Origin of the sequence: Mesorhizobium sp. B2-4-1 (genome assembly GCF_006442185.1) — a bacterium.
Taxonomy (GTDB): Bacteria; Pseudomonadota; Alphaproteobacteria; order Rhizobiales; family Rhizobiaceae; genus Mesorhizobium.
Genome location: NZ_VFVN01000002.1, coordinates 595,400 through 618,559, shown reverse-complemented (window position 1 = coordinate 618,559; position 23,160 = coordinate 595,400). Strand labels below are relative to the sequence as shown.

The 23,160-nt window shown below is 63.8% G+C and carries 20 protein-coding genes; 18 read left to right on the top strand and 2 right to left on the bottom strand.

The window, feature by feature from the left end:
• Window positions 1-150 precede the first annotated feature (150 nt).
• The 4 genes from FJ949_RS07675 (at window position 151) to FJ949_RS07660 (ending at window position 4,087) form a co-directional block, all read left to right on the top strand.
• Window positions 151-1,245 carry an ABC transporter ATP-binding protein gene (locus tag FJ949_RS07675; RefSeq protein WP_140494713.1) on the top strand — a complete coding sequence of 365 codons (1,095 nt, stop codon included), beginning with the start codon at window positions 151-153 and terminating at the stop codon, window positions 1,243-1,245.
• Between the two features lie 69 nt (window positions 1,246-1,314).
• The gene (locus FJ949_RS07670) at window positions 1,315-2,427 is read left to right on the top strand and encodes an ABC transporter substrate-binding protein (protein ID WP_140494711.1); all 1,113 of its coding nucleotides are present in this window, start codon (window positions 1,315-1,317) and stop codon (window positions 2,425-2,427) included.
• A gap of 16 nt (window positions 2,428-2,443) precedes the next feature.
• The gene (locus FJ949_RS07665) at window positions 2,444-3,277 is read left to right on the top strand and encodes an ABC transporter permease (RefSeq protein WP_140494709.1); all 834 of its coding nucleotides are present in this window, start codon (window positions 2,444-2,446) and stop codon (window positions 3,275-3,277) included.
• A 3-nt stretch (window positions 3,278-3,280) separates the two neighbouring features.
• A complete protein-coding gene (locus FJ949_RS07660; RefSeq protein ID WP_140494707.1) occupies window positions 3,281-4,087 on the top strand; it encodes an ABC transporter permease in 807 nt (268 codons plus the stop codon).
• Window positions 4,088-4,132: 45 nt separating this feature from the next.
• On the opposite strand, the gene FJ949_RS07655 is transcribed toward FJ949_RS07660, so the two are convergent.
• Window positions 4,133-4,921, bottom strand: a complete 789-nt coding sequence (locus FJ949_RS07655) for a fumarylacetoacetate hydrolase family protein (protein WP_140494706.1) — start codon at window positions 4,919-4,921, stop codon at window positions 4,133-4,135.
• Between the two features lie 256 nt (window positions 4,922-5,177).
• Here FJ949_RS07655 and FJ949_RS07650 point away from each other — a divergent pair, with 256 nt between their 5' ends.
• The 14 genes from FJ949_RS07650 (at window position 5,178) to FJ949_RS07585 (ending at window position 20,724) form a co-directional block, all read left to right on the top strand.
• Window positions 5,178-5,585 carry a DUF3168 domain-containing protein gene (locus FJ949_RS07650; RefSeq protein ID WP_140494704.1) on the top strand — a complete coding sequence of 136 codons (408 nt, stop codon included), beginning with the start codon at window positions 5,178-5,180 and terminating at the stop codon, window positions 5,583-5,585.
• A 173-nt stretch (window positions 5,586-5,758) separates the two neighbouring features.
• Window positions 5,759-6,049 carry a hypothetical protein gene (locus tag FJ949_RS07645; protein WP_140494702.1) on the top strand — a complete coding sequence of 97 codons (291 nt, stop codon included), beginning with the start codon at window positions 5,759-5,761 and terminating at the stop codon, window positions 6,047-6,049.
• A 71-nt stretch (window positions 6,050-6,120) separates the two neighbouring features.
• Window positions 6,121-6,786, top strand: coding sequence for a response regulator transcription factor (locus tag FJ949_RS07640; RefSeq protein WP_140494700.1), 666 nt, complete (start codon window positions 6,121-6,123; stop codon window positions 6,784-6,786).
• A gap of 28 nt (window positions 6,787-6,814) precedes the next feature.
• Window positions 6,815-8,203, top strand: a complete 1,389-nt coding sequence (locus FJ949_RS07635) for an ATP-binding protein (RefSeq protein WP_281405599.1) — start codon at window positions 6,815-6,817, stop codon at window positions 8,201-8,203.
• Window positions 8,204-8,390: 187 nt separating this feature from the next.
• Window positions 8,391-8,828: a hypothetical protein gene (locus FJ949_RS07630; RefSeq protein ID WP_140494696.1), complete on the top strand. Its 438-nt coding sequence runs from the start codon at window positions 8,391-8,393 to the stop codon at window positions 8,826-8,828.
• Window positions 8,829-8,954: 126 nt separating this feature from the next.
• Window positions 8,955-10,109, top strand: coding sequence for a c-type cytochrome biogenesis protein CcmI (ccmI, locus tag FJ949_RS07625; RefSeq protein WP_140494694.1), 1,155 nt, complete (start codon window positions 8,955-8,957; stop codon window positions 10,107-10,109).
• A gap of 14 nt (window positions 10,110-10,123) precedes the next feature.
• Complete coding sequence (gene ccmE / locus FJ949_RS07620; RefSeq protein WP_140494692.1) at window positions 10,124-10,567, top strand: cytochrome c maturation protein CcmE; 444 nt, start codon at window positions 10,124-10,126, stop codon at window positions 10,565-10,567.
• 29 nt (window positions 10,568-10,596) lie between these two features.
• Window positions 10,597-12,588, top strand: coding sequence for a heme lyase CcmF/NrfE family subunit (locus FJ949_RS07615; protein WP_140494690.1), 1,992 nt, complete (start codon window positions 10,597-10,599; stop codon window positions 12,586-12,588).
• On the top strand, window positions 12,585-13,052 hold the full coding sequence (locus FJ949_RS07610; RefSeq protein WP_140494688.1) for a cytochrome c-type biogenesis protein: 468 nt from the start codon (window positions 12,585-12,587) through the stop codon (window positions 13,050-13,052). The genes FJ949_RS07615 and FJ949_RS07610 overlap by 4 nt, the downstream gene beginning before the upstream one ends.
• A gap of 135 nt (window positions 13,053-13,187) precedes the next feature.
• Window positions 13,188-14,732 (top strand): Do family serine endopeptidase, encoded by a 1,545-nt coding sequence (locus FJ949_RS07605; protein ID WP_140494686.1) that lies wholly within the window; start codon window positions 13,188-13,190, stop codon window positions 14,730-14,732.
• 342 nt (window positions 14,733-15,074) lie between these two features.
• Window positions 15,075-15,749: a response regulator transcription factor gene (locus tag FJ949_RS07600; protein WP_181165141.1), complete on the top strand. Its 675-nt coding sequence runs from the start codon at window positions 15,075-15,077 to the stop codon at window positions 15,747-15,749.
• An 8-nt stretch (window positions 15,750-15,757) separates the two neighbouring features.
• Window positions 15,758-17,233 carry a HAMP domain-containing sensor histidine kinase gene (locus FJ949_RS07595; protein WP_140494681.1) on the top strand — a complete coding sequence of 492 codons (1,476 nt, stop codon included), beginning with the start codon at window positions 15,758-15,760 and terminating at the stop codon, window positions 17,231-17,233.
• Window positions 17,233-20,193, top strand: a complete 2,961-nt coding sequence (locus FJ949_RS07590; RefSeq protein WP_140494679.1) for a bifunctional [glutamine synthetase] adenylyltransferase/[glutamine synthetase]-adenylyl-L-tyrosine phosphorylase — start codon at window positions 17,233-17,235, stop codon at window positions 20,191-20,193. The genes FJ949_RS07595 and FJ949_RS07590 overlap by 1 nt, the downstream gene beginning before the upstream one ends.
• A 51-nt stretch (window positions 20,194-20,244) precedes the next feature.
• Window positions 20,245-20,724 carry a hypothetical protein gene (locus tag FJ949_RS07585; RefSeq protein WP_140494677.1) on the top strand — a complete coding sequence of 160 codons (480 nt, stop codon included), beginning with the start codon at window positions 20,245-20,247 and terminating at the stop codon, window positions 20,722-20,724.
• A 44-nt stretch (window positions 20,725-20,768) separates the two neighbouring features.
• Here FJ949_RS07585 and FJ949_RS07580 read toward each other — a convergent pair whose 3' ends face one another.
• Window positions 20,769-23,093, bottom strand: a complete 2,325-nt coding sequence (locus FJ949_RS07580; RefSeq protein WP_140494675.1) for a PAS domain-containing sensor histidine kinase — start codon at window positions 23,091-23,093, stop codon at window positions 20,769-20,771.
• Window positions 23,094-23,160: the final 67 nt, after the last annotated feature.

The following is a 23,160-nucleotide window of genomic DNA, read 5'->3' as shown; positions in this document are numbered from 1 at the left end:
GATCTCCCCCAGGAGAGGTGAATTTCGCGGCTCCAGCGTCGCCGGCATTCGCCATAGATGAATCAAATTTGCCGATCAGGCGAAAACTATTCGGTTGCGGTGAGCCTTCGCGCTGCCTACGATTTCCCCAGCCACCAAGGAAGAGGCAGGATGCAGCAACCCGGCCGGGCCGCAGAGATCAAGGCGAACGGGATCGGCAAGAGCTTCGGCTCGTTCCGTGCGCTGGACAATCTGACGCTCAATATCGGCCGCGGCGAGTTTTTGACGCTGCTCGGCCCCTCCGGCTCCGGCAAGACCACCTTCCTGATGATCCTGGCCGGCTTCCTGCAGCCCAGCGAGGGCCGCCTGTTCAGCGACGGCGTCGATATTACCGACCGGCCGGCCGAGCAGCGCGCCGCCGGCATGGTGTTCCAGGGCTATGCGCTCTTCCCGCATATGAGCGTCGAGCAAAACATCGCCTTTCCCCTCAAGGTTCGCAAGAAATCTGCCGCCGAGATCAAGCGTAGCGTCGGCGAGATGATAGAGCGCGTCGGTCTGCTCGGCCACGAGAAGAAGCTGCCGGCGCAGCTTTCCGGCGGCCAGCAACAACGCGTGGCGCTGGCCCGCGCGCTGGTGTTCGAGCCGGGCGTGCTTTTGCTCGACGAGCCGTTCTCGGCGCTGGACAAGAGTCTGCGCGGCCAGATGCAGGCCGAGATGAAACGTCTGCACCAGGAGACCGGCACCACCTTCGTCTTCGTCACCCACGACCAGAGCGAGGCGCTGGCGCTGTCCTCGCGTGTCGCCATCTTCAACCATGGCAAATTGTTGCAGGTCGGAGCGCCTGACGAGGTCTATGACCGGCCCGCCAACCGCTTCGTCGCCGAGTTCCTGGGCGAGATCAATATGCTGCCGCTGAAGGGCGTGCGCGTCGCCGACCATGGCGCGACCGCGCTCTGCGAAGACCGGGCAATCAAGCTGCGCGGCAACGCCGAAGCAGTGGATGGCAATGCCATCCTGGCGATCCGGCCAGAACATATGTCGATAGCGCGCGAGGCGGCGGCAGGCGAGAACGGCATAGCTGCCACCGCGATCGGATCGACCTATCTGGGCGCGGCGACCAAACTCGACCTTACGACACGCCAAGGTGCGAAGGTGACCGTCTCTGTGCCGAACGAGGTCGCGGCCGCGGCACTCAGCAAAGGCAATTCCGTCTGGCTGACCTGGCCGGCGGAAAAGGGTTTCCTCCTTCCGGACGGAGGGCAATGAGCACCGGCGCGGCCTGAATTCGCCGCACCGGATTTCGGATTCGATCAACGAAAACAAAGGGGAACTAACATGAACGATACCAAGAAACAGGCCATCGAAACGCTCTCCGAAAGGACAAGGCGCGGTGAGATCTCGCGCCGGCAATTCACGCAACTTGCAGGCCTCGTGCTTGCCGGCACGCCGCTGCTGCTGCGCTCGACCAAGTCCTTCGCCGCCGCGAAGGAACTGGTGCTGGTCAACTGGGGCGGCGACGCCATCACGGCTTACGACGCCGCCTATGGCCAGGCTTTCACCAAGGACACCGGCATCACCGTCAAGATGGATGGCTCCGGCCCGACCGAAGGGGCCATCGCGGCACAATTTAAAAGCGGTGCGCCGACCTGGGATCTTGTCGACGTCGACCCGTTCTCGGCCATCACGCTTGGCGCGCAAGGCATGCTCGAGCCGATCGACTACACAATAGTCGACAAGAAGAAGATGCGGCCGGGTTTCGGCTGGGATTACGCCGCCTCGACCTATTTCTTCTCCTATGTGATCGCCTACGATTCGCAGAAATACGGCAGCAATGCCCCGACCGGCATGGCCGATTTCTTCGACGTGAAGAAATTCCCCGGCAAGCGCTCCCTCTACAAATGGGGCGTGTCGAGCTGGGAGGCGGCTCTTCTCGCCGACGGCATCGCGCCGGCGTCGCTCTATCCGCTCGACCTCAAGCGCGCGCATGACAAGATCGCCGCGTTCAAGGAGAACGTCGTCGCCTATTGGGGCGGCGGCGCGGAAAGCCAGAGCGTGTTGCTCAACGGCGAAGCCTCGATGGCGATCGTCTGGTCGACGCGAGCCTCGCTGATCGAGCAGGATTCGGGCGGTCAGATCAAGTTCATCTGGGACCAGGGCCTGATTTCGCCCGGCGCACTGGCCGTGTTAAAGAACAACCCCGGCGGCAAGGACGCGGCGATGAAGTTCATCGCCAGCGCGCAGGACCCTGCAAAGCAGCTTGTCATGTTCGACAAGCTCGGTCAGGGCCCGGCCAACCCGGCTGCCGACGCTCTGGTTCCCGCCGACAAGAAGCGCATCAACCCGGTCGATCCCGAGAACATGAAGAAGCAGATCCCGCTCGACATGGACTGGTACGCCAAGAATTACGGGGCGGCGCTGGACGAATATACCAAGATCATCTCCGCCTGACCGGCGCTGGGCTGACATGAGAGGCGTTCTCTCGGATAGGATGGGCGCGGCGCTGCTGATGGCGCCGCTGCTCCTGTTCCTTGGCCTCGCCTATGCCTGGCCGTTCCTCGGCGTGGTGAAGTGGAGCTTCACGCTGCCGACGCCGGGACTTGGCCAGTACGGCGCGCTGATAACCGACCCGCTGGTACAGTCGGTGTTCGTCCGCACGCTGCGCATCGCGGCGATCGTCACCGTTGTATCGGTTGCCGCTGCCTACGCCATCACCGTGGTCTGGGTGCGCGGCAGCCCGGCGCAGCGGGTGCTGGCCGAATTCTGCATCCTGGTGCCGTTCTGGATATCGGTGCTGACGCGCGCCTTCGGCTGGGTGGCGCTTCTCTCCAACCGCGGCCTGATCAACACCTGGCTGCAGTCGATCGGCTTCGTTGGCGAACCGCTGACGCTGGTGCGCAACGAATTCGGCGTCATCGTCGGCATGACGCATTTCCTCATTCCTTTCGCCGTCTTTCCGCTGGCGTCTTCCATGCGCAGCCTCGACGAGCGCGTGCTGCTCGCCGCGCGCGGGTTGGGTTCCAGCCGCATGCGCACCTTCTGGACGGTGTTCGTGCCGATGACGCGCTCCGGCATCATCGGCTCCGCGCTGATCGTCTTCGTCTTCTCGCTCGGCTTCTTCGTCACGCCGGCGATCCTTGGCGGTGGCCGCAGCGTCATGATCGCCGAATTGATCTATCTCCGCATCTTCCAGAGCCCGGACTGGGGGCTGGGTGCCGCGATCAGCGTGGTGCTGGTGCTGTTCGTCGGCATCCTGATGGCGCTGCTTTTCCGCTACGTCAGACCGAAGCAATTGGTGTAGCCTATGCCGACCTATCGCCCCGGTCCCGTCTCGCTTGCCCTCGCCGTCCTGGTGGCGCTGTTCCTGCTCCTGCCGCTGCTGGCCGTGATCCCGGTCTCACTGACGCCCAGCCGCATGCTGGCGATGCCGACGGGCGAGTTGTCGCTGCGCCACTACCGCTCGCTGGTCGAGGATCCGCGCTGGCTCCAGTCCATCCTGCTCTCGATCAGGATCGGCATCGTCAGCAGTGTCATCTCGACGGTGCTGGCACTGTGCTTCAGCCTTGGCGTGTGGATGTTCAAGCCGCGCTTCACCGCGGCTCTGGTCGGCTTCGTGCTGTTGCCGATGGTGGTGCCGCCGGTGGTCTCGGCGGTGACGCTCTATTTCCTGCTCACCTCGATCTCCGGCGTCAGTTCCTTTTTCGGCTACGACACGTGGCTGGGTGTGGCCATGGCGCATTCCGTGATGACGGTGCCCTTCGCCACGGTGCTGATCCTGGTCTCCCTCAGCCAGCTTGACCGCCGTATCGACCTCGCCGCGCGTGGCCTTGGTGCCAGCGTCTGGGAGCGCGCCACGCGCATCATCATGCCCAACATCAAATTCGGCATCGTCACCGCGGCACTGCTGTCCTTCGTGCTCTCCTGGGAGGAAATCGGCGTCACGCTGTTCATCACCTCGGTCAACGCCATCACGCTGCCCAGGTTGATGTGGATGGGTCTGCGCGACAATATCGACCCGGCGATCGCGGCACTTTCAGTGATCCTGATCGTCATCACCGTGCTGGTGCTTGCAGTGCGCAGCGTTGTGGTGCGGCTGCGTGGAGGACAATGACCGGGGGCCTGTCTGCCTCAGGGGATTGTCACAGGGGTAAAACTGCTAGCAGAAGCGCACCGAGACCCGGCCGAACCTGCCCAAATCGCCGATGACTTCGTCGCCGGCCTCGACATTTATCGGCGTCACGCAGGTGCCGGTTATCACCACTTGCCCCGGCTGGAGCGTTATGCCCAGCCCCGACAGTTCGTTGACGATCCAGGTCAGCGCAACACGCGGATCGCCTAACACGGCTGCTCCTGATCCGATATGCTGCGACTTTCCAGAGACAGAAGCGGCCACCGGGTGCTTCGCGAAATCTACGTCACGCCAATCGTCTTCCGCCGCCTCGCCGATGACGAACAGATTGGCGCAGGCATTGTCGGCGATGAGCTGCGGCGCGCCGACAGCGCAGAAATCGTCATAGCGGGAGTCCGGTATTTCGATCGCCGGATGCAAACTCGCCACGGCGTCCACTACATCACCGATTTCATAAGGCGCCGGGCGAGGCGGCAACTGACGGCCGAACCGGAACGCGAATTCGATCTCGGCGACACGCATCTTGCTTGTCGCCAGGGAAACGGAGCCTCCAACCTCGACCGCCTTCTCGGCGAGGAGGCGCCCGGCCATCGGGCCATCAACGTTGATATGCCGCTGGCCGGCCAGGCTGGTTGCCGCGATCTTCCAGCCGAAGAGCGGAGCCACTGAGCGATCCATGACGTGCGACTGGATGGCGTAGCCTTCGGCCCGCGTCTTCGGCCGCAATTCCTCGGGTATGGCGTCGAGGCGGGTGCCCTTGTCCCAATGGCCTACCAGGAGGTGCGACGCGGCCCTGGCCTTTTCTGGATCGAGCATGATCAGCTCCTGAAACTAGGAAATGCGGCGCTGCCGGGCGTTGCTGATGCTTGCGGTTCGCAAAGGGTACCCGCTATTCATCGTCGCTGACGAGATTGTCGGGAAGTCGTATTTTCGAGATCATCGACATTCATCATCGTGACAACGAATCGGCAATCGTGTTCGTTCGGTAAATGGCTATATAAGGCAAAGCGTCTGGAGTGCGGAAGAGCTTCTGGCAAGCAGGGTCGATAGCGCACCGGGTGAGGGAGAAGCGATGACGGCGCCCGGCGATTTGCAACAGGCACTGTTCCTGAGGCTGAAAAGCGATCCGTCCCTGTCGGCTCTGCTGGGCGGCGCCGGACTGCGCGAACAACCAACCGACAACGTCGCCTTTCCCTATGTGACATGCGGCCAGACCTGCGCCTTTGACTGGGACACTGGCGCCGAGAACCGCGACGATCAACTTATTACGCTGCATGTCTGGTCGAAGGCCCATGGCGAAGCCGAAACGCGCGCCATCATGGATGCCATCGAGGCGCGCCTTGCCGACGCGGTGCTGGAGGTCGGCGCTCGCGGCCAGACACGCCTGTCGCTCGAATTCAGCGAGGCGCGCTATGACGAGGAACTGCTTGTCCATCACGGCCTGCTGCGTTTTCGGGCGCTGACCCAGGAAAACGCCTGACGCGCGCTTTCAATATGAACGAAACGGAGTCTAGACTGGAACTTCATGGGTTTCATCGGGTTGGGCGGTGAAATCTCAATTTGTTTGTCTCGCATTGCAGGGGTGGCGAGCATGGTTTCAGCGGCGATCACCGTTCATTTCACGTTCAGCGCCGATGCGTTACAACGCTGGCCATGAGAACGCTTCGCTCCCATTTCCGAACCGCGACCCTGGCGCTCTGCGCCGGGCTGCTTGCGGTGCCGGCAAGCGTTGCGCCGGCAGCCGCGCAGGATGAATCGATTGTCGTGGCGGCGGCCGACTGCTACGCGATCGGCCAGCAGGTGGCCGAGCAGAATGGCGGGACGCTTGCCAAGGCCTCGCAGTCGACGCGAGGCGGGCAGCCGGTCTGCGTCATCGTCGTGCTCGTTCCGGGCAAGAACGGGCAGCGTCCGCGCCGCTCCGAGATCGTCGTCCCGCAGAACTGACCCCGTCGTTTCCCAGGCCGGCGGAATCGGCCTATAGCTGAAGCAATCGGTCAACAGGCAGTGGTCTTCGCATGCGCGTACTGGTCGTCGAGGATGACAAGGATCTCAACCGGCAGATATCGGATGCGCTGGTCGACGCCGGCTATGTTGTCGACCGGGCATATGACGGCGAGGAGGGCCATTTTCTCGGTGACACCGAGCCCTACGACGCGGTCGTGCTCGACATCGGCCTGCCGCAGATGGACGGCATCAGCGTGGTCGAGCGCTGGCGGCGCGGCGGCCGCAAGATGCCGGTGCTGATCCTGACCGCCCGCGACCGCTGGAGCGACAAGGTCTCCGGCATCGACGCCGGCGCGGACGACTATGTCACCAAGCCGTTCCACATCGAGGAAGTCCTGGCGCGGGTCAGGGCGCTGATCCGCCGCGCCGCCGGCCACGCCTCATCCGAACTGACCTGCGGGCCGCTGCGCCTCGACACCAAGGCCTCGAAGGCCGACGTCGCCGGCGTGCCGTTGAAGCTGACATCGCATGAGTTCCGCTTGCTTGCCTACCTGATGCATCACATGGGCGAGGTCGTCTCGCGGACCGAACTGGTAGAGCATCTCTACGACCAGGATTTCGACCGCGATTCCAACACGATCGAGGTGTTTGTCGGACGGCTCCGTAAGAAAATGGGCATCGACATGATCGAAACCGTGCGCGGCATGGGTTATCGCATGCGTGAGCCGGAGGCGTAAGGCGGAACCGCTCCCTACCAACCCAACCGTGAGCAAGCGGCTCTCGCTGCGCTTGTGGCCGCGCTCGCTGACGTTCCGCGTCATCGCCTTTTCCACGGTCTGGGCGATCCTGACCCTCATCGTCATTTTCACCCTCATTACCACGCTCTACCGCCAGGCCAGCGAGCGCGGTTTCGACAGCCTGCTTTCTGCGCATCTGTTCAACCTGATCGGCTCCATCGGCATTTCCGACACCGGCGCGCTCACCGGCGCTCCGGATCTCGGCGACCTCCGCTTCTCGGAACCGAATTCGGGCTGGTACTGGTCCGTCGAACCCGCCTCGGAAGGGGTGCACGGCAATCTCCACTCATCGTCGATGACCAGGACGATCCCGTCGCCCGATGTGGCGGACGTTCCCTTCAACGCCAATTTCCAGCGCAGCTACGCGGCGCAAGGCATCGATGGCGAGGAGTTGGTCGTGTTCGAGAGCGAATTCGTTCTCGATGCCAAGAACCGCGCCGCCCGCTTTCGCGTCATGGGCAACAAGACCGAACTGGAACAGGAGATCGCCACCTTCCAGCGCCGCCTCCTGACCTACCTTTCCCTGTTCGGCGTCGGCATGATCGCCATCAACGCCATCGCCATCCTGCTCGGCCTGCAACCGCTGCGAAGGGTCAGGAACGCGCTCGCCATGGTGCGCGAAGGCACCGCGCAAAGACTTGACGGCCAGTTTCCTGCCGAGATTGAACCGCTTGCCAACGAAACCAATGCCTTGATCGAGAACAACCGGCGTATCGTCGAGCGCTCGCGGACTCAGGTCGGCAATCTCGCCCATTCCCTGAAGACACCGCTGGCGGTGCTGCTCAACGAGGGGCGGGCGCTTGGTGGCGCCAAGGGGCAACTGATCGCCGAACAGGCCGCTTCCATGCAGAAGCAGGTCGATCACTATCTCCAGCGCGCCCGCGTCGCGGCGCAGCGCGACAGCGTCGTCTATCGCACGCCGATAGCGCCGTTGGTGCAGCGCATGGTCAGGGTCTTGCAGAAGCTCAATCCGCAGACCAACCTGTCGTTGTCGCTGCCGCCGATCGAGATCGTCTTTGCCGGCGAGCGCGAGGACCTCGAGGAGTTGCTCGGCAATCTGCTCGAAAACGCGATGAAATGGGCGAAGAGCGCGGTTTCGATTTCCGTCGCTCCCGTGGGTGACAAGGACGACAACATGTTCGAGATCGCCATCGAAGACGACGGACCGGGCATACCCGAGGAAAAAGCGCGCGAAGCGTTGAAACGCGGACGACGCCTGGACGAGACCAAGCCGGGCACGGGTCTCGGCTTGGCCATTGTCGCCGACCTCGTCAACGAGTATGGAGGCATACTGCTGCTCGAACGGTCCGGCATGGGCGGATTGAAGGCGGTAGTGCGATTGCGGAGCCTTCAGTGATGCCTTTCCCCGGCCGATCGACATTGACGGGCTGGGCATGTTATGGCGGCGCACCGATTGGCTCCGTAGCGGGCCCAACGGCCAAATTTCCGACAAATATCAACATTATAGGCTCGCCGACTTCTCCGATGACGCGGCCCCCGGCTCATCCATGACAGGCTCCAGCTCAAGAAAACCGGTTGTTGGCATGAAGATTCGCGTCGCGCTTGTTTCCGCATTGATGGCCGTTTCCGGCTGCACCACCTTGGGCGGCAAGGCTCCCACCATCGCTGCGACGCCGGCCTCCACGCCACCCAGCAGCGGCAAAGTCGCCACGACGATCATTTCGGCGATGGGCGGCGGCCTCATCGGCGGGGCGGTCGGCAGCGGCCTTAGCGAAGCCGAGAAGCGCAGCGCGCTGGAGGCTGAATACAAGGCGCTCGAATACACCACGAGCGGCCAGAAGGTGACGTGGAAGGGCACCCAGGCGTCCCGCTATGGCGAAGTGGTTCCGGCTCAGCCCTACCGCGTCGGCTCGCAGGATTGCCGCCAGTACACGCAGACCGTCTTTACCGGCGGGGCAGGCGTCACGGCGCGTGGAACGGCTTGCCGCAACGCCGATGGCAGTTGGACGCCGCTCACCTGACAGGCTAGCCGGTCCATTTCGGACCCGGCCGGTTGATGTCGATGAAGGTATGCGGCGCGCCCGCCGTCAAAGCGTCGCAGTATGCTTGTGTTGGCAGGGCAAGGCTCTGCCGTTATTGGAAGAACCATGCTGTTCTGGGTCATAGCCGCAATCCTAACGCTGGGCGCCAGCCTGGCGGTGCTGCTGCCGCTGGCCGGTGGCGCCAGGAGCGCGTCTTCGAGCGGCGAGCACGATCTGGAAGTTTATCGCGACCAACTGTCCGAACTCGACCGCGATGCCGCCCGTGGCCTGATCAAGCCTGCCGAAGCCGATGAGGCGCGCGCCGAGATCGCCCGGCGCATCCTTCGCCTCGACAATGCGGACCAGGCCGGCAGCGCATCCGTCGGACGTACATCCGTCGCGACGCGGCTTGTCGCCACCGCGGCCGTGCTGGCGGTGCCGCTGGTCAGTTGGGGCCTCTACATCAACATAGGCTCGCCCGATCTGCCCTCGCAGCCGCTCAGCGAGCGCCTGGCCAAGAATCCGGCCGACAGCTCGGTCGACGAACTTGTGGCTCGCGCCGAAGCCCATCTTGCCGCCAATCCGTCCGACGGCAGGGGATGGGACGTGCTGGCGCCGGTCTATCTGCGCATGCAGCGCTTTTCCGACGCGGTCGCCGCCTATCGCAACGCCATTCGCCTCGACGGCGACAGCGCCGTTCGCCGGGCCGGTCTCGGCGAGGCGATTGCCAGCGCCGCCGGCGGCATCGTTTCGGCGGATGCCCAGGAGGCTTTCGAAGCGGCCCTGAAGCTTGACCCGGCCAATGCCAAGGCCAGCTTCTACCTTGCCATGGCCTTGGCCCAGGAGGGTCGCAGCAAGGAGGCGGCCGCGGCCTGGCAGGCGATGCTGGGCACACTGCCGAAGGATTCGCCATGGCGCGGCGCGATCGAGCAGGCGCTGGCCAAGTCCGGTAGTTCCGGCGCCGACAATGCAGGCGTCGCTTCGAGCGAGCCGGCAAACGGACCGACCGCGGGCGATATCGATGCCGCTTCATCGATGTCGCCGCAGGACAGGGAAGCCATGATCAACACCATGGTCGCCGGGCTCGACGAGAAGCTGCGGCAGAATCCGCGCGACCCGGAAGGATGGATGCGGCTCGTTCGTTCATACATCGTGCTGGGCAAGGCCGACCAGGCGCGCGAGGCGTTGAGCCGAGCTATTGCCGTCTTTGGAGCCGACAGTGACGAAGCCAGGAAATTCACCGCTTTTGCCGCTTCGCTCGGCCTGACGGCGACGCAATAGGGCTGGACCGGACAATGACGCGCAAACAGAAACGATTGTCGGTGATCGCGGGCGGCCTGGCCTTCCTCGGCGCCGCCACCGGCCTGACATTCTATGCGCTCGGCCAGAAGGCGTCCTATTTCTACATGCCCGCCGATCTGGCCACGGCGACGGTGCAGCCGGGCCAGCGCATCAGGCTGGGCGGCCTGGTGGAAAAAGGCACGATCCAGCGCGGGCAGGGGGCGACAGTGGCGTTTTCTGTGACCGACACCCATAAATCGGTCAAGGTCACCTATACAGGCATCCTGCCTGACCTATTTCGCGAGGAGCAGGGGGTCATCACCGAAGGCACGTTCGGCCCGGATGGCGTCTTTGTGGCCGACAGCGTTCTGGCCAAGCACGACGAGCGCTACATGCCCAAGGAAGTGGCCGATGGGCTGAAGGCCAAGGGCGTTTGGCAGGAGAGCAAGAGTGAATAGGCAGGCTCGATATAGCCGGGTTGGCGATCATGGTTGAGACCGGACATTTCGCGCTGGTCCTGGCCTTCGCGCTGGCGCTGGTGCAGACGGTGGTGCCGCTGTTTGGCGCCCGCACCAACAATCAGCGCCTGATGGCGGTCGGCGCTCCCGTCGCGATCACCGGCTTTGCCCTGACGGCGCTGTCCTTCGCCGCACTGGTCAGCGCCTATGCGAGCTCCGATTTCTCGGTCGCCAGCGTCTGGGAAAATTCCCATTCGCTGCAGCCGATGATCTATAAGATCACTGGAACCTGGGGCAATCACGAAGGCTCGATGCTGCTCTGGGTGTTGATCCTGACCTTCTTCGGTGCGCTGGTCGCCGCCTTCGGCTCCAACCTGCCGGCGACGCTACGCGCCAACGTGCTTGCCGTGCAGGGTGCGATCGGCGCGACATTCTTCCTGTTTATCCTGGCAACGTCCAATCCCTTCGCCAGGCTTTCGCCGGCGCCCATCGAAGGGCGCGATCTCAATCCCATTTTGCAGGATCTCGGCCTCGCAGTGCACCCGCCACTGCTCTATCTCGGCTATGTCGGCTTTTCGATCTGTTTCTCGTTCTCGGTAGCCGCGCTCATCGACGGACGCATCGATGCGTCCTGGGCGCGATGGGTACGGCCGTGGACCCTGGTGGCCTGGATGTTCCTGACCGGCGGCATCGCCATGGGCTCGTACTGGGCTTATTACGAGCTCGGCTGGGGCGGCTTCTGGTTCTGGGATCCGGTCGAGAACGCCTCCTTCATGCCGTGGCTGGCGGGCACCGCGCTGCTCCATTCGGCCATCGTCATGGAAAAGCGTTCGGCACTGAAGATCTGGACGCTGCTGCTCGCCATCCTGACCTTTTCACTGTCGTTGCTCGGCACCTTCCTGGTGCGTTCGGGCGTCCTGACCTCGGTGCATGCCTTCGCCACCGATCCGACGCGCGGCATCTTCATCCTGTGCATACTGACGTTGTTCATCGGTGGATCATTGACGCTGTTTGCACTGCGTGCCTCGAGGCTGACGGCCGGCGGCCTCTTTCATCCGGTTTCGCGCGAAGGCGCGCTGGTGCTGAATAATTTGTTCCTGACCACGGCCACCGCCACCGTACTCGTCGGTACGCTCTATCCGTTGGCCGTCGAGGCCCTTTCGGCCGACAAGATTTCGGTCGGCGCGCCGTTCTTCGACCTCACCTTCGGACCGCTCATGGTGCCGTTGCTGGCCATGGTTCCGTTCGGGCCGCTGCTGGCCTGGAAGCGCGGCGACGTCTTCGCCGTCGCGCAGCGCCTGATGGCAGCTTTCGCGGCGGCGCTTCTGGCAACGCTGGTCACCGCCCTGTTCATCAACGGCGCTTCGGTATTCGCAGCCCTTGGCGTGGGTCTTGCCGTCTGGCTGATCCTCGGCGCTCTCACCGACCTCGCTGTCAAGGCGGGGTTCGGCAATGTGGCTGCGAGGGTCATGGTCAGGCGCCTGCTCGGCCTGCCGCGCTCGGTCTTCGGCACAGCGCTTGCCCACCTCGGTCTTGGCCTGACCACGCTTGGCATCGTCGGCACGCTTTGCTTCGGCACCGAGAAGATCCTGTCGATGCATGCCGGGCAAACCGTCGAATTGTCCGGCCACACTCTGCGTTTCGTCGGGCTCCATCCGGCGCAGGGACCGAATTACAGCGAGGATCGCGGTCGCTTCCAACTGATCGGCGTCGGCGGCAGTCCGGTTGGCGAAATCAGCTCGGCCAAGCGCTTCTATCCGGTACGCCAGACGACGACGACGGAATCAGGCATCAGGACGATGGGCCTTTCGCAGCTTTACATTTCGCTCGGCGACGAGGGCAATGACGGATCGGTCGTGGTGCGCCTGTGGTGGAAACCGCTGGTGACGCTGATCTGGGGCGGCGGCCTGGTCATGATGGTTGGTGCGGCCATGTCGCTGATGGACAGGCGCCTGCGCGTCGGCGCACCCTCGCGCCGCCGCAAGCAGGCCGGCGCCATGAGCCCCGCGGGCCTGCCATGAAGGCGAAGTTGTCCATCGCGTCGCTCGTGATGGTGCTGGCGCTGTCCTTTGCCGGCACGGCGCTGGCGGTGAAGCCCGACGAGATGCTTGCCGATCCGACGCTGGAAGCGAGGGCGCGAGCGCTGTCGGAAGGGCTGCGCTGCATGGTCTGCCAGAACCAGTCGATCGACGAATCCGATGCCGACCTTGCCCGTGACCTGCGCGTTCTGGTGCGCCAGCGCCTGGTCGCTGGCGATACCGACAAGCAGGTGATGGACTATGTGGTTTCGCGCTACGGCGAGTTCGTGCTGCTGAAGCCGCGCTTCGACCTGCGCAACGCTCTGCTTTGGGGCACGCCGGTGATCCTGCTTTTGGCCGGTGGCCTGTTCGTCGTGCTCAGCGCGAGATCGCGCCGGACACTGGCGACAAAATCCCTCTCCGCCGATGAGCGGGCGGCACTGGAGGCGATCCTGCGCCGCGATTGAGTGCAGGCGGCGATCGTTCGCCAACATTACCAAAGTTTCATGCGTCGGAAATGGCGTCGTAATGTACGCCGCTCTAATTCTCTTCCTCAGGATGCCGACAAGGCGCGTCCCTTCGAAAAGAGGATACGAGACCCCATGAATATTGCTCCCAATTCATATTCCCGCACCCGCAAGCGTCTCCTGGCTGCCGTCGCTTCCGTCGCCGTTGCCGGCGCGATCGGCGTTGGTGCATTGACCAGCGGAACCAGCCCCGTTCTGGCCGATGCCGTGCGCGTCGAGGCGCCGCAGGTCCCCAGCTTCGCCGATGTCGTCGAGCGCGTTTCGCCCGCCGTGGTCAGCGTCAAGGTCAAGGCCAAGGTCCAGCCCACCGCCGATGACGGCTCCGACGACCAGGACGGTTTCGACAATTTGCCCAACAATCCGCAGCTGCGCCGCTTCTTCAAGGAATTCCGCGGCTTTGGCGATCAGGGCGGCCAGAACGACGATGGCCACCGCCGGTTCGGGCATCGTGACCGCGGCAATGGCGAGCCGCGCCCGGTGGCTCAAGGGTCGGGCTTCTTCATTTCCGAGGATGGCTATCTCGTCACCAACAACCATGTCGTCGAAGAGGGCACCGCTTTCACCGTGGTGACCAATGACGGCAAGGAACTCGACGCCAAGCTGGTCGGTACCGACCCGCGCACCGACCTCGCGGTGCTCAAGGTCGAGGGTGGCGGCAAATTTACCTATGTCGACTTCGCCGATGACTCCAAGGTTCGGGTCGGCGATTGGGTCGTGGCCGTCGGTAACCCGTTCGGTCTCGGCGGCACCGTCACCGCCGGCATCGTCTCGGCGCGCGGCCGTGACATCGGCGCCGGTCCCTATGACGATTTCATCCAGATCGACGCGTCCGTCAACCGCGGCAATTCTGGCGGCCCGACCTTCAACCTCAGCGGTCAGGTGGTCGGCATCAACACCGCTATCTTCTCGCCTTCCGGCGGCAGCGTCGGCATCGCCTTCGACATTCCTGCCTCGACCGCCAAGCAGGTCGTCGAGGATCTGATGAAGAGCGGTGCCGTGCAGCGCGGCTGGCTCGGCGTCGAGATCCAGCCGGTCACATCAGACATCGCCGAATCGCTCGGCCTGAAGTCCAACAACGGCGCACTGGTATCCAGCGCACAGGACGACGGCCCCGGCAAGAAGAGCGGCATCACCGCCGGTGACGTGATCACCCAGGTCGACGGCAAGGATGTTGCTTCGCCGAAGGAGCTCGCCCGCCTGATTGGCGCCTATTCGCCGGGCAAGTCGGTTGACGTCACGGTCTGGCGCGACGGCAAGAGCCAGAGCGTCAAGGTGGAACTCGGCAAGCTGCCTTCAAGCGACAAGCAGGCCTCGGCCGACGACAAGCCTGCGGCTCCGGCTAAGGCCGATACGCTCGCCGATCTCGGTCTGACCGTCACCAAATCCGAGAACGGCAAGGGTTTGGTGGTGACCGATGTCGATCCCGACAGCGATGCCGCCGACCGTGGCATCCAGCCGGGCGACATCATCACCGCGGTCAATTCGATGGAAGTCAACGGCACCGACGACGTCACCAAGGCCATGGACGAAGCGGTGAAATCCGGGCGCAAGGCCGTCCTGATGCAGATTACCCGCGACGACAACAACCGCTTCGTGGCGCTGCCCGTCGCCAAGGGCTGACAACGACTTTTCCAGTGCGGCGGTTTCAAACACCCCCGAGCCGCCGCACGGGAAGTATGGAGCCGAGCACGTTAGTCAGTCATCGTGCTCCCCTCCGGCGGCAGCGGGCTTCCCATCGCCCGCTGCCGCACTCACCCCGCGGGCCATGCGCTCAGGCTGAGCGAACAAGCGGAGCGCTTTGGTGGCAACGGCATGCCGGCAGCATGCTGGGACAGTAACACCAGAGAACCAAGACTTTATCGCGCGCGGCCTGGATCATCTTGATCGCGATGCGCTTTGGCGAAGGCTAAAATGCAGATGCCGGCTACTCAATCTTCCAGCGAAATCGCGTATAACGGTCCTATGAAGATTCTCGTCATAGAAGACGATCGCGAGGCTGCGGATTATCTGCAGAAAGCCTTTACCGAGGCCGGGCACACCGCGCATGTCGCGGGTGACGGCGAGACCGGCTTCGCGCTCGCCGATGCCGGCGACTACGACGTGATGGTCATCGACCGGATGATGCCGCGCCGCGACGGCCTTTCGGTCATCGCCGGCCTGCGCTCCAGGGGGAACGCCACGCCGGTACTGATCCTGTCGGCGCTGGGCGAGGTCGACGATCGGGTCACCGGCCTACGCGCCGGCGGCGACGATTATCTGACCAAGCCCTATGCCTTTTCCGAGCTGCTCGCCCGCGTCGAGGTGCTGAACCGCCGGGCCAGCGCCAAGGAAGCCGAAACCGTCTACCGCGTCGGCGATCTCGAACTTGACCGGCTTTCGCATTCGGTCAGGCGCGCCGGACGCGAGATCACGCTGCAGCCACGCGAGTTCCGCCTGCTTGAATATCTGATGCGCCATGCCGGTCAGGTGGTGACGCGCACCATGCTGCTCGAAAATGTCTGGGATTATCATTTCGATCCGCAGACCAACGTCATCGACGTCCATGTCTCGCGACTGCGCGGCAAGATCGAAAAAGGCTTCGACAAGCCCATCCTGCATACGATTCGCGGCGCCGGTTACATGCTTAGGGCCGGTTAGGCGGCGGCATGGCCCTTTCCGTGCCTGCCATCATGAAGACGACGGCTGCGCGGCTCTCGGCGCTCTATCTCTTGCTCTTCGCGCTCTGCGCCGTACTGCTTGTCCTCTACATGACCTCGCTTTCGGCGCGCATGCTGACCGCGCAGACGCAGGAGACCATCAACGACGAAGTGCTCGGCCTTGCCCGCGCCTACCAGCGCGGCGGCCTGCCTGTCCTGGTGCGCGTGGTGGAGCAGCGCTCGCGCCAGCCCGGCGCCAATCTCTATTTGATCGCCGACGCCAACGGCCAGATCCTGACCGGCAATGTCCAGAGCCTGGAGCCGGGGGTCATCGAAACCGAAGGCTGGACGACCGAGCCGTTCTCCTACCGTCGTTTCGGCGAAGGCGAACTCGACCGGCAGCGCAGCACACCTTCCGATCAGGCCACGCCCCAGGCCGGCGATACGGCGGTCCGATCCGAAGGCGAGAAGGGCCACAATGCGATCGCGCTGGTACTGCGCCTGCCGAACCAGATGATCATGCTGGTCGGCCGCGATCTCGGCGAACCTGAGCGGTTCCGCGCCGTCATCCGCCGCTCCCTGATGCTGGCGCTCGGCATGATGGGGCTGGGCGGGCTGTTGATCTGGTTCTTCGTCGGCCGCGCCGCGCTGAAGCGCATCGATGGCGTTTCGGAAGCCAGCCGCCGCATCATGGGCGGCGATCTTTCGGGCCGGCTGCCGGTGACCGGCGCCGGTGACGAATTCGACCGGCTTTCCGAGAACCTCAACGCCATGCTGGCCAGGATCGCCATGCTCAACGAGGGGCTGAAGCAGGTTTCCGACAACATCGCGCATGATCTGAAGACGCCGCTGACCCGGCTGCGCAACCGCGCCGAGGCGACGCTTTCGGGCAAGCACAAGACATCGGACTACCGCCAGGCGCTGGAAGGCACCATCGCCGAGTCCGACCAGCTCATAAAGACCTTCAACGCCATCCTGATGATCTCCCGGCTGGAGGCGGGTTATTCCTCCGAAAGCACCAGTCGCGTCGATCTGGCCGCAGCCGTGCGCGATGTGGTCGAACTCTACGAGCCGGTGGCGGAAGAGGCTGGCGTTTCGCTCGAAGCCGCGGTCGATGGCGCATTCCTTGTCGACGGCAACCGCGAGCTGATCGGCCAGGCGCTGTCCAACATCGTCGACAATGCGATCAAGTACTCGACCGATTCCACCTCCAAGCCGACTGTCCGCGTGACGCTCGAACGCACGCATGGCGAAATCAGGCTTCTCGTCGCCGACAACGGCCAGGGCATTCCGGACGATGCCGATCGCGCCCGGGCGACGGAACGGTTCGTGCGGCTCGAGAAGAGCCGTTCCCAGCCAGGTTCCGGGCTTGGCCTCAGCCTCGCAAAGGCGGTCATGACATTCCACTATGGCCGGCTTGATCTGTTGCCTGGTAATCCCGGATTATCCGTGGTCATGAGTTTTCCCGCGCGGGAGGATCATTGATGGCGGCGGCTGCAAAGCGGACGGCGAAGGACTGGCTGTTGAAGCCCGCGGCAAGGCTTGCTCCTCTGGACGACAGCCGGGCCCGGCAGGAGCTGGCCGAGATCGCCACCTTGGCACGCGAAGAAGGATTGACACGGCTGGCGAAATTCCTGGCTGGAACGGGTGAGGCGCAGGACTTCCTGGCCGCTGTCTTCGACCTGTCGCCGTTCCTGCGTGACATGGCGCGTCGCCGGCCGCAGATATTGGATGGGCTTTTCGACCAGCCGGTCGAGGCCCGGCTGAAGGCGATCATCGTGGCGATCGACCGGGCATCGTTCTCCGAGACGATCTCCGAATCCAGATTGATGATGGAACTGCGGCAATGGAAGGCCGATGCGCATTTCCTGATCGCGCTGGCCGATCTGGCCGCCGAGGCCGAGACCTCGCTTACGGTGCGGCGGTTGAGCGACCTTGCCGATGCGTGCACGCGCGCCGCCGTCGATTTCCTGCTGCGCGACGCGCATGGCCAGGGCAAGCTGAAGTTGCCGGATCCCGCCAATCCCTCGAACCGGTCGGGCTGGATCCTGCTCGGCATGGGCAAGCTTGGCGCGCATGAGCTCAATTTTTCCTCCGATATCGACCTCGTGGTCTTCTTCGACCCGGAAGCGTCGGCCGTCGTCGATCCGCTCGATGCGACGGAGCTGTTTTCGCGGCTGACGCGCCGTCTGGTGCGCATCCTGCAGGACCGCACCGAACATGGTTATGTCTTCCGCACCGACCTCAGGCTGCGTCCCGATCCCGGTTCGACCCCTCTGGCGATCCCGGTCGAGGCGGCGCTGCGCTACTACGAGGCGCGCGGCCAGAATTGGGAGCGCGCTGCCATGATCAAGGCGCGTCCTGTGGCCGGCGATCTGGACGCCGGCACCGCTTTCCTCAAGGAGCTCCAACCTTACATCTGGCGCAAATACATGGACTATGCCGCGATCGCCGACGTCCACTCGATCAAACGCCAGATCCACGCCCACAAGGGGCATGGCGAAATCGCGGTCAAGGGCCACAACGTCAAGCTCGGGCGCGGCGGCATCCGCGAGATCGAGTTCTTCGTCCAGACGCAGCAGCTCATCGCCGGCGGCCGCTTCCCGGAACTGCGAGGCCGCGAGACCGTGCCGATGCTCGGCCAACTGGCCGCGCGCGGCTGGATCACCGCCGAGGCACGCGACGCACTGGCCCGGCAATATTGGTTCCTGCGCCGGGTCGAGCATGCCATCCAGATGGTGGCCGACGAGCAGACGCACACCCTGCCGGAGGATGATGAAGGGCTGGAGCGAATCGCGCGCATGCTGGGCTTTGCCGATGCGGCTGCTTTTTCCCTGGGCTTCCGCGCCTCGCTGCAGCAGGTCGAACGTCACTACGCGGCGCTGTTCGAAACCGCGCCGGAGCTTTCGGCAGGCATCGGCAATCTGGTCTTCACCGGCGACGTCGACGACCCCGATACGCTGCAGACGTTGCACGGTCTCGGCTTCCAGCGAACGAGCGACATCTGCCGCGTGATCCGTGGCTGGCATTTCGGTCGCTACCGCGTCACCCAGTCGGCTGAGGCGCGCGAGCGACTGACGGAACTGACGCCGGCGCTGCTCAAGGCTTTCGGCCAGACGCGTCGGGCCGATGAGGCGTTGATCCGTTTCGACGAGTTCCTCGCCGGCCTGCCTGCAGGCATCCAGCTCTTCTCGCTGCTCCAGTCCAATCCGGCGTTGCTGAAGCTTATGGCGACGATCATGGGCGCCGCGCCACGACTGGCCGCGATCATCACGCGCCGGCCACATGTGTTCGATGGCCTGCTCGATCCCGCTCTTCTCACCGAATTGCCGGATCGTGGCTATCTATCGGCACGGCTTACCGCTTTCCTCGAAGGCGACCGCGCCTATGAGGACGTTCTCGATCGTTTGCGCATCTTTGCCTCCGAGCAGAAATTCCTGATCGGCGTGCGGCTGCTCGCCGGCTCGATCGATCCGGCCCGCGCAGGCCGCGCCTTTTCTGACCTGGCCGACCTCACCATCGAGGCCGCGTTGCGCGCTGTTATGGCCGAATTCGAGGCGCGCCATGGCACAATCGCCGGTGGCGTGGTTTCGCTGCTCGGCATGGGCAAGCTCGGCAGCCGTGAATTGACGGCGGGGTCGGATGTCGACCTCATCCTGCTCTACGATCACGATGCGGACGCCGAGGAATCCGACGGTGAAAAACCGCTGGCGCCCTCGCATTACTACACCAGGATGACGCAGCGCCTCATCTCGGCCGTTTCCGCGCCGACCGCGGAAGGCGTGCTCTATGAACTCGACCTGCGGCTGCGGCCGTCCGGCAACAAGGGGCCAGTGGCCACCCACGTCGACGCCTTCAAGAAATACCAGCGCCAGGAGGCCTGGACCTGGGAGCACATGGCGCTGTCGCGGGCGCGCGCCATTGCCGGAGATGCCAGGCTCTGTGCCGAGGTCGAAGCCGACGTTGCGGCGGTGCTCGGGCAATTGCGCGACGCAGCAAAGGTGAAAGCGGAAGCGTCCGACATGCGCGCCATGATCGAAAAGGAAAAGCCGCCGCGCGACCTCTGGGACATCAAACTCATTGCCGGCGGCCTGATCGATCTCGAATTCATCGCCCAGGTGGCCGTCGTCACGGGCAATGTCGAGTCCGGCCGCAGGGTCACGGCAACCGCGGAGGTATTGTCGCGCCTTGCGCCACAATTCGCAGCCGCCGATGTCAGGGAGGAGCTTAGCGAGGCCTACCGCCTCTATCTGGCGCTGACCCAGATGATCAGGCTTTGCCTCACCGGCCAGTTCGAGCGGGACGATGTGCCGCCGGGGCTTTCGGATCTGCTTCTGGCGGTCACCGACTTGCCGGATTTCGGTGTGCTGGAAGCACATCTCAAGGAGACGTCGCGGAAGGTCAGGAAGGATTTCAACCTTCTGCTTCGTGCCGGGCGGCCGTGATCAACGGCCGTGCGGATCGCATCGGGGGTGACGATGCAACAGGAGAAGACCATGAGAAAGACAACCAAGCTCGCGTTCGCCTTCATCGCGTTGGCAGGAGCCGTCGGCACTGCGGCCTATGCCGAGAACATCGACAGCGCAAACATGCGTGAGCGCACGATGATGCGCCTCAACAAGGCGATGAAGGACAATAACGGCACCATCAGCTTCGACCAGTTCTCAAGCGTCATGGATTCGCGGTTGAAGAAGCTGGTCGCCGACAATGGTGGCAAGCTCACGGTGGAGCAGCTCACCGCAGCGCTGGAAAAGGCCCGCTTCGAGCACATGGCCAGGCGCATCATCGCGCGTTACGACAACAAGGGCGACGGTACGCTGACGACGGACGACATCGCCAGTCGCGACAAGAAGCTCTTTGCCCTGCTCGACAAGAACAACGACGGAAAGATCAAGAAGGGCGAACTGCCAAAGGGCGGCCGCTTTGGCTTACACCGTCAGTGGGATGACGAAGGCGACGACGGCAGCATGCAATAACGCCTTCCGGCACGGGCTTCGGCGACATCGCCGGAGCCCGTTGCTTAAGCCGCGACCTTGACCACGGGCGTCGCCTTCTTCACCGGAATGCGCACCGACACGATCGTGCCGACACCTTCGGTTGAGCGGATTTTCAGGGCACCGCCTTGCAGTTCGGCCAGAGAGCGCGAGATGGCGAGGCCGAGGCCGGACCCGGCATGGCTCTTGGAGAACTGGTTCTGCACCTGTTCGAAGGGCCGTCCGAGCTTGCCGAGCGCCTCCTTCGGGATGCCGCAGCCATTATCCTCGATCGTCAGCACCAGCGCCCCTGAGGTATTGCGGGCCCTGACCGATATGTGGCCGCCCTGGCCGGTGAATTTCACTGCGTTGGACAAAAGGTTGATGACGATCTGCTTGATCGCTCGGCGGTCGGCAAACAGCGTCAGCGCGTCGGCGATGCGGGTCTCCACGGTGATCGCCTTCTGTGCGGCCTGCAGCGAGACGACCCTGACCGTCTCGCTGATCAGCGGGCCGAGATCGATCTCTTCGCGGTCGAGCGAGAATTGGCCGGCCTCGATTTTCGACATGTCGAGAATGTCGTTGATGACGCCCAGGAGATATTTGCCACTGCTGTTGATGTCGGTGGCGTATTCCTCGTAGCGCTCCGATCCCAGCGGGCCGAACAGCCCCTGTTCCATCAGCTCGGAGAAGCCGATGATGGCGTTCAAGGGCGTGCGCAGTTCATGCGACATGTTGGCCAGGAATTCGGACTTGGCCCGGTTCGCCGCTTCGGCGCGCTCGGTTTCCTTCATGTATTTGCGGTTGAGCTCGACCAGTTCGCGCGCGCGCTCCTCTTCGGCCCGGCGGGCGAGGCTGAGATCGTGTATGGTCGCCATCAGCCGGCGCTCGCTGTCGACCAGCTTTTCTTGATGCAGCTTGATCTGGGTGATGTCGGATCCGACCGAGACAATGCCGCCGTCGCGGGTTCTGAGTTCGTTGACCTGCAACCAGCGGCCGTCGGCCAGCTGCCGTTCGAACGTCGCGCCGCCCTGCGGTCCATTGCTGTTGGCAAGCCGCCGATCGGAAGCGAAAGCGAGCATGCGCTCTTCCAGCGTGGCGCGCACGGCGCCTGGCATCACGTCACGGTCCGAAAGGCCATTGTCCTTCTGGTATTTGGAATTGCACATGATCAGCCGCTCGGCGGCATCCCACAGCACGAAGGACTCGTTGATGTTCTCGATCGCCGTCCTCAGGCGCAAATCGGCTGCCTCGGAACGAAGCGCCAGGTGACGCTGCTCGGTGACGTCGACGGCGATGCCGATCAACTGGATTTCGGGTGCTTCCGGATCCATGACCTGCGCCCTTGCGCGCATCCATACCCACTGCCCGTCGGCATGCCGCATCCGGAACACCTGATCGATATGATCGATCTCGCGCGCGACGATCTTGTTGGCGAGCTGGAACAAGTCGCCATCATCGGGATGGATGATCTCGTCGACCTCGCCGAAGGACAGCATCGTGTCGCATGGCTCGTAGCCCAGCATGTCGTACATCGAGCGCGACCAATACATCTTGCCGCGCACCATGTCCCAGTCCCACAAGCCGCAGCGGCCGCGTACCAGCGCCATGTCGATGCGTTGATGCGCTTCGAGATAGATGCGGTCGGCCGCCTGCGCGCGCGCCGCCTGGCCGAAATAGGCATAGAGGATGATGATCAGCACGCCGGCCGTCAGTACGAACAGCGTCACATTCAGCGAGACTGTCTTGCGCCAGGCGTCGAAAACCGCGTCCTGCGGCACCAGCGCCGCTGCCGCGCCTTTGCGACCGTTCGTCAGGCTGACCGCTGCATACCAGTCCTGCCCGCCAATATCGACCTCCATCACTCCGGCGCGGTCGCCGAACATGAACAGAGGCTGGCCGCCCTGGGCGAGGCTATCCAGCGAACGGCCTTGCCAGGACATCGAGCGCGGCGTCACCGCGGTGATCTTGAAGGCGCTGTCGGTGATGACAAGAACGTGGCCGCGGCTCATCGCGCCCTGGCGGCTGGTCGTTTCCAACAGGTCCTGGATGGCGCCCGGCGCGGTGTCGGACGTGGTGGCCAGCGAACTCGCCAGTTGACCGGACGCCAGCATCAGGATCGCCTTGGCGTTGCGCTCGATATCGTCGCGTTCGTTCATCAGCGACAGGACGCGCAGCGCCGCGATCGCGATCAGGAAGATGACGATGAGAGCCGGTATCGATCGGCGCAGCAATGGCTCCGCCGCCAGAAGCCGCTTGTAGGCCGGTTCGGCGATGAGCCGCGTATTCCCGGCAAGGCCGTCGCCTCGCGGCGTCTCGCGACGCGCAAAAGCTATCCCTCCGGGCGCGCCCCACGCGTCCGCCTTCGCCATAAATGGCACTCCCCGATTTGCCTATGCTTGATGATCCGGCAAACGCCGCACTTCCGAATCGTCATTA

Excerpts from the sequence above, each read along its gene's own strand:
- FJ949_RS07580 (WP_140494675.1), bottom strand. The coding sequence starts at position 23,093 with ATGGCGAAGGCGGACGCGTGGGGCGCGCCCGGAGGGATAGCTTTTGCG.
- FJ949_RS07650 (WP_140494704.1), top strand. The coding sequence starts at position 5,178 with ATGACGGCGCCCGGCGATTTGCAACAGGCACTGTTCCTGAGGCTGAAA.
- FJ949_RS07615 (WP_140494690.1), top strand. The coding sequence starts at position 10,597 with ATGGTTGAGACCGGACATTTCGCGCTGGTCCTGGCCTTCGCGCTGGCG.
- FJ949_RS07610 (WP_140494688.1), top strand. The coding sequence starts at position 12,585 with ATGAAGGCGAAGTTGTCCATCGCGTCGCTCGTGATGGTGCTGGCGCTG.
- FJ949_RS07645 (WP_140494702.1), top strand. The coding sequence starts at position 5,759 with ATGAGAACGCTTCGCTCCCATTTCCGAACCGCGACCCTGGCGCTCTGC.
- FJ949_RS07665 (WP_140494709.1), top strand. The coding sequence starts at position 2,444 with ATGAGAGGCGTTCTCTCGGATAGGATGGGCGCGGCGCTGCTGATGGCG.
- ccmI (WP_140494694.1), top strand. The coding sequence starts at position 8,955 with ATGCTGTTCTGGGTCATAGCCGCAATCCTAACGCTGGGCGCCAGCCTG.
- FJ949_RS07590 (WP_140494679.1), top strand. The coding sequence starts at position 17,233 with ATGGCGGCGGCTGCAAAGCGGACGGCGAAGGACTGGCTGTTGAAGCCC.
- FJ949_RS07670 (WP_140494711.1), top strand. The coding sequence starts at position 1,315 with ATGAACGATACCAAGAAACAGGCCATCGAAACGCTCTCCGAAAGGACA.
- FJ949_RS07655 (WP_140494706.1), bottom strand. The coding sequence starts at position 4,921 with ATGCTCGATCCAGAAAAGGCCAGGGCCGCGTCGCACCTCCTGGTAGGC.
- FJ949_RS07605 (WP_140494686.1), top strand. The coding sequence starts at position 13,188 with ATGAATATTGCTCCCAATTCATATTCCCGCACCCGCAAGCGTCTCCTG.
- FJ949_RS07630 (WP_140494696.1), top strand. The coding sequence starts at position 8,391 with ATGAAGATTCGCGTCGCGCTTGTTTCCGCATTGATGGCCGTTTCCGGC.
- FJ949_RS07675 (WP_140494713.1), top strand. The coding sequence starts at position 151 with ATGCAGCAACCCGGCCGGGCCGCAGAGATCAAGGCGAACGGGATCGGC.
- FJ949_RS07600 (WP_181165141.1), top strand. The coding sequence starts at position 15,075 with ATGAAGATTCTCGTCATAGAAGACGATCGCGAGGCTGCGGATTATCTG.
- FJ949_RS07640 (WP_140494700.1), top strand. The coding sequence starts at position 6,121 with ATGCGCGTACTGGTCGTCGAGGATGACAAGGATCTCAACCGGCAGATA.
- FJ949_RS07585 (WP_140494677.1), top strand. The coding sequence starts at position 20,245 with ATGAGAAAGACAACCAAGCTCGCGTTCGCCTTCATCGCGTTGGCAGGA.
- FJ949_RS07595 (WP_140494681.1), top strand. The coding sequence starts at position 15,758 with ATGGCCCTTTCCGTGCCTGCCATCATGAAGACGACGGCTGCGCGGCTC.
- ccmE (WP_140494692.1), top strand. The coding sequence starts at position 10,124 with ATGACGCGCAAACAGAAACGATTGTCGGTGATCGCGGGCGGCCTGGCC.
- FJ949_RS07660 (WP_140494707.1), top strand. The coding sequence starts at position 3,281 with ATGCCGACCTATCGCCCCGGTCCCGTCTCGCTTGCCCTCGCCGTCCTG.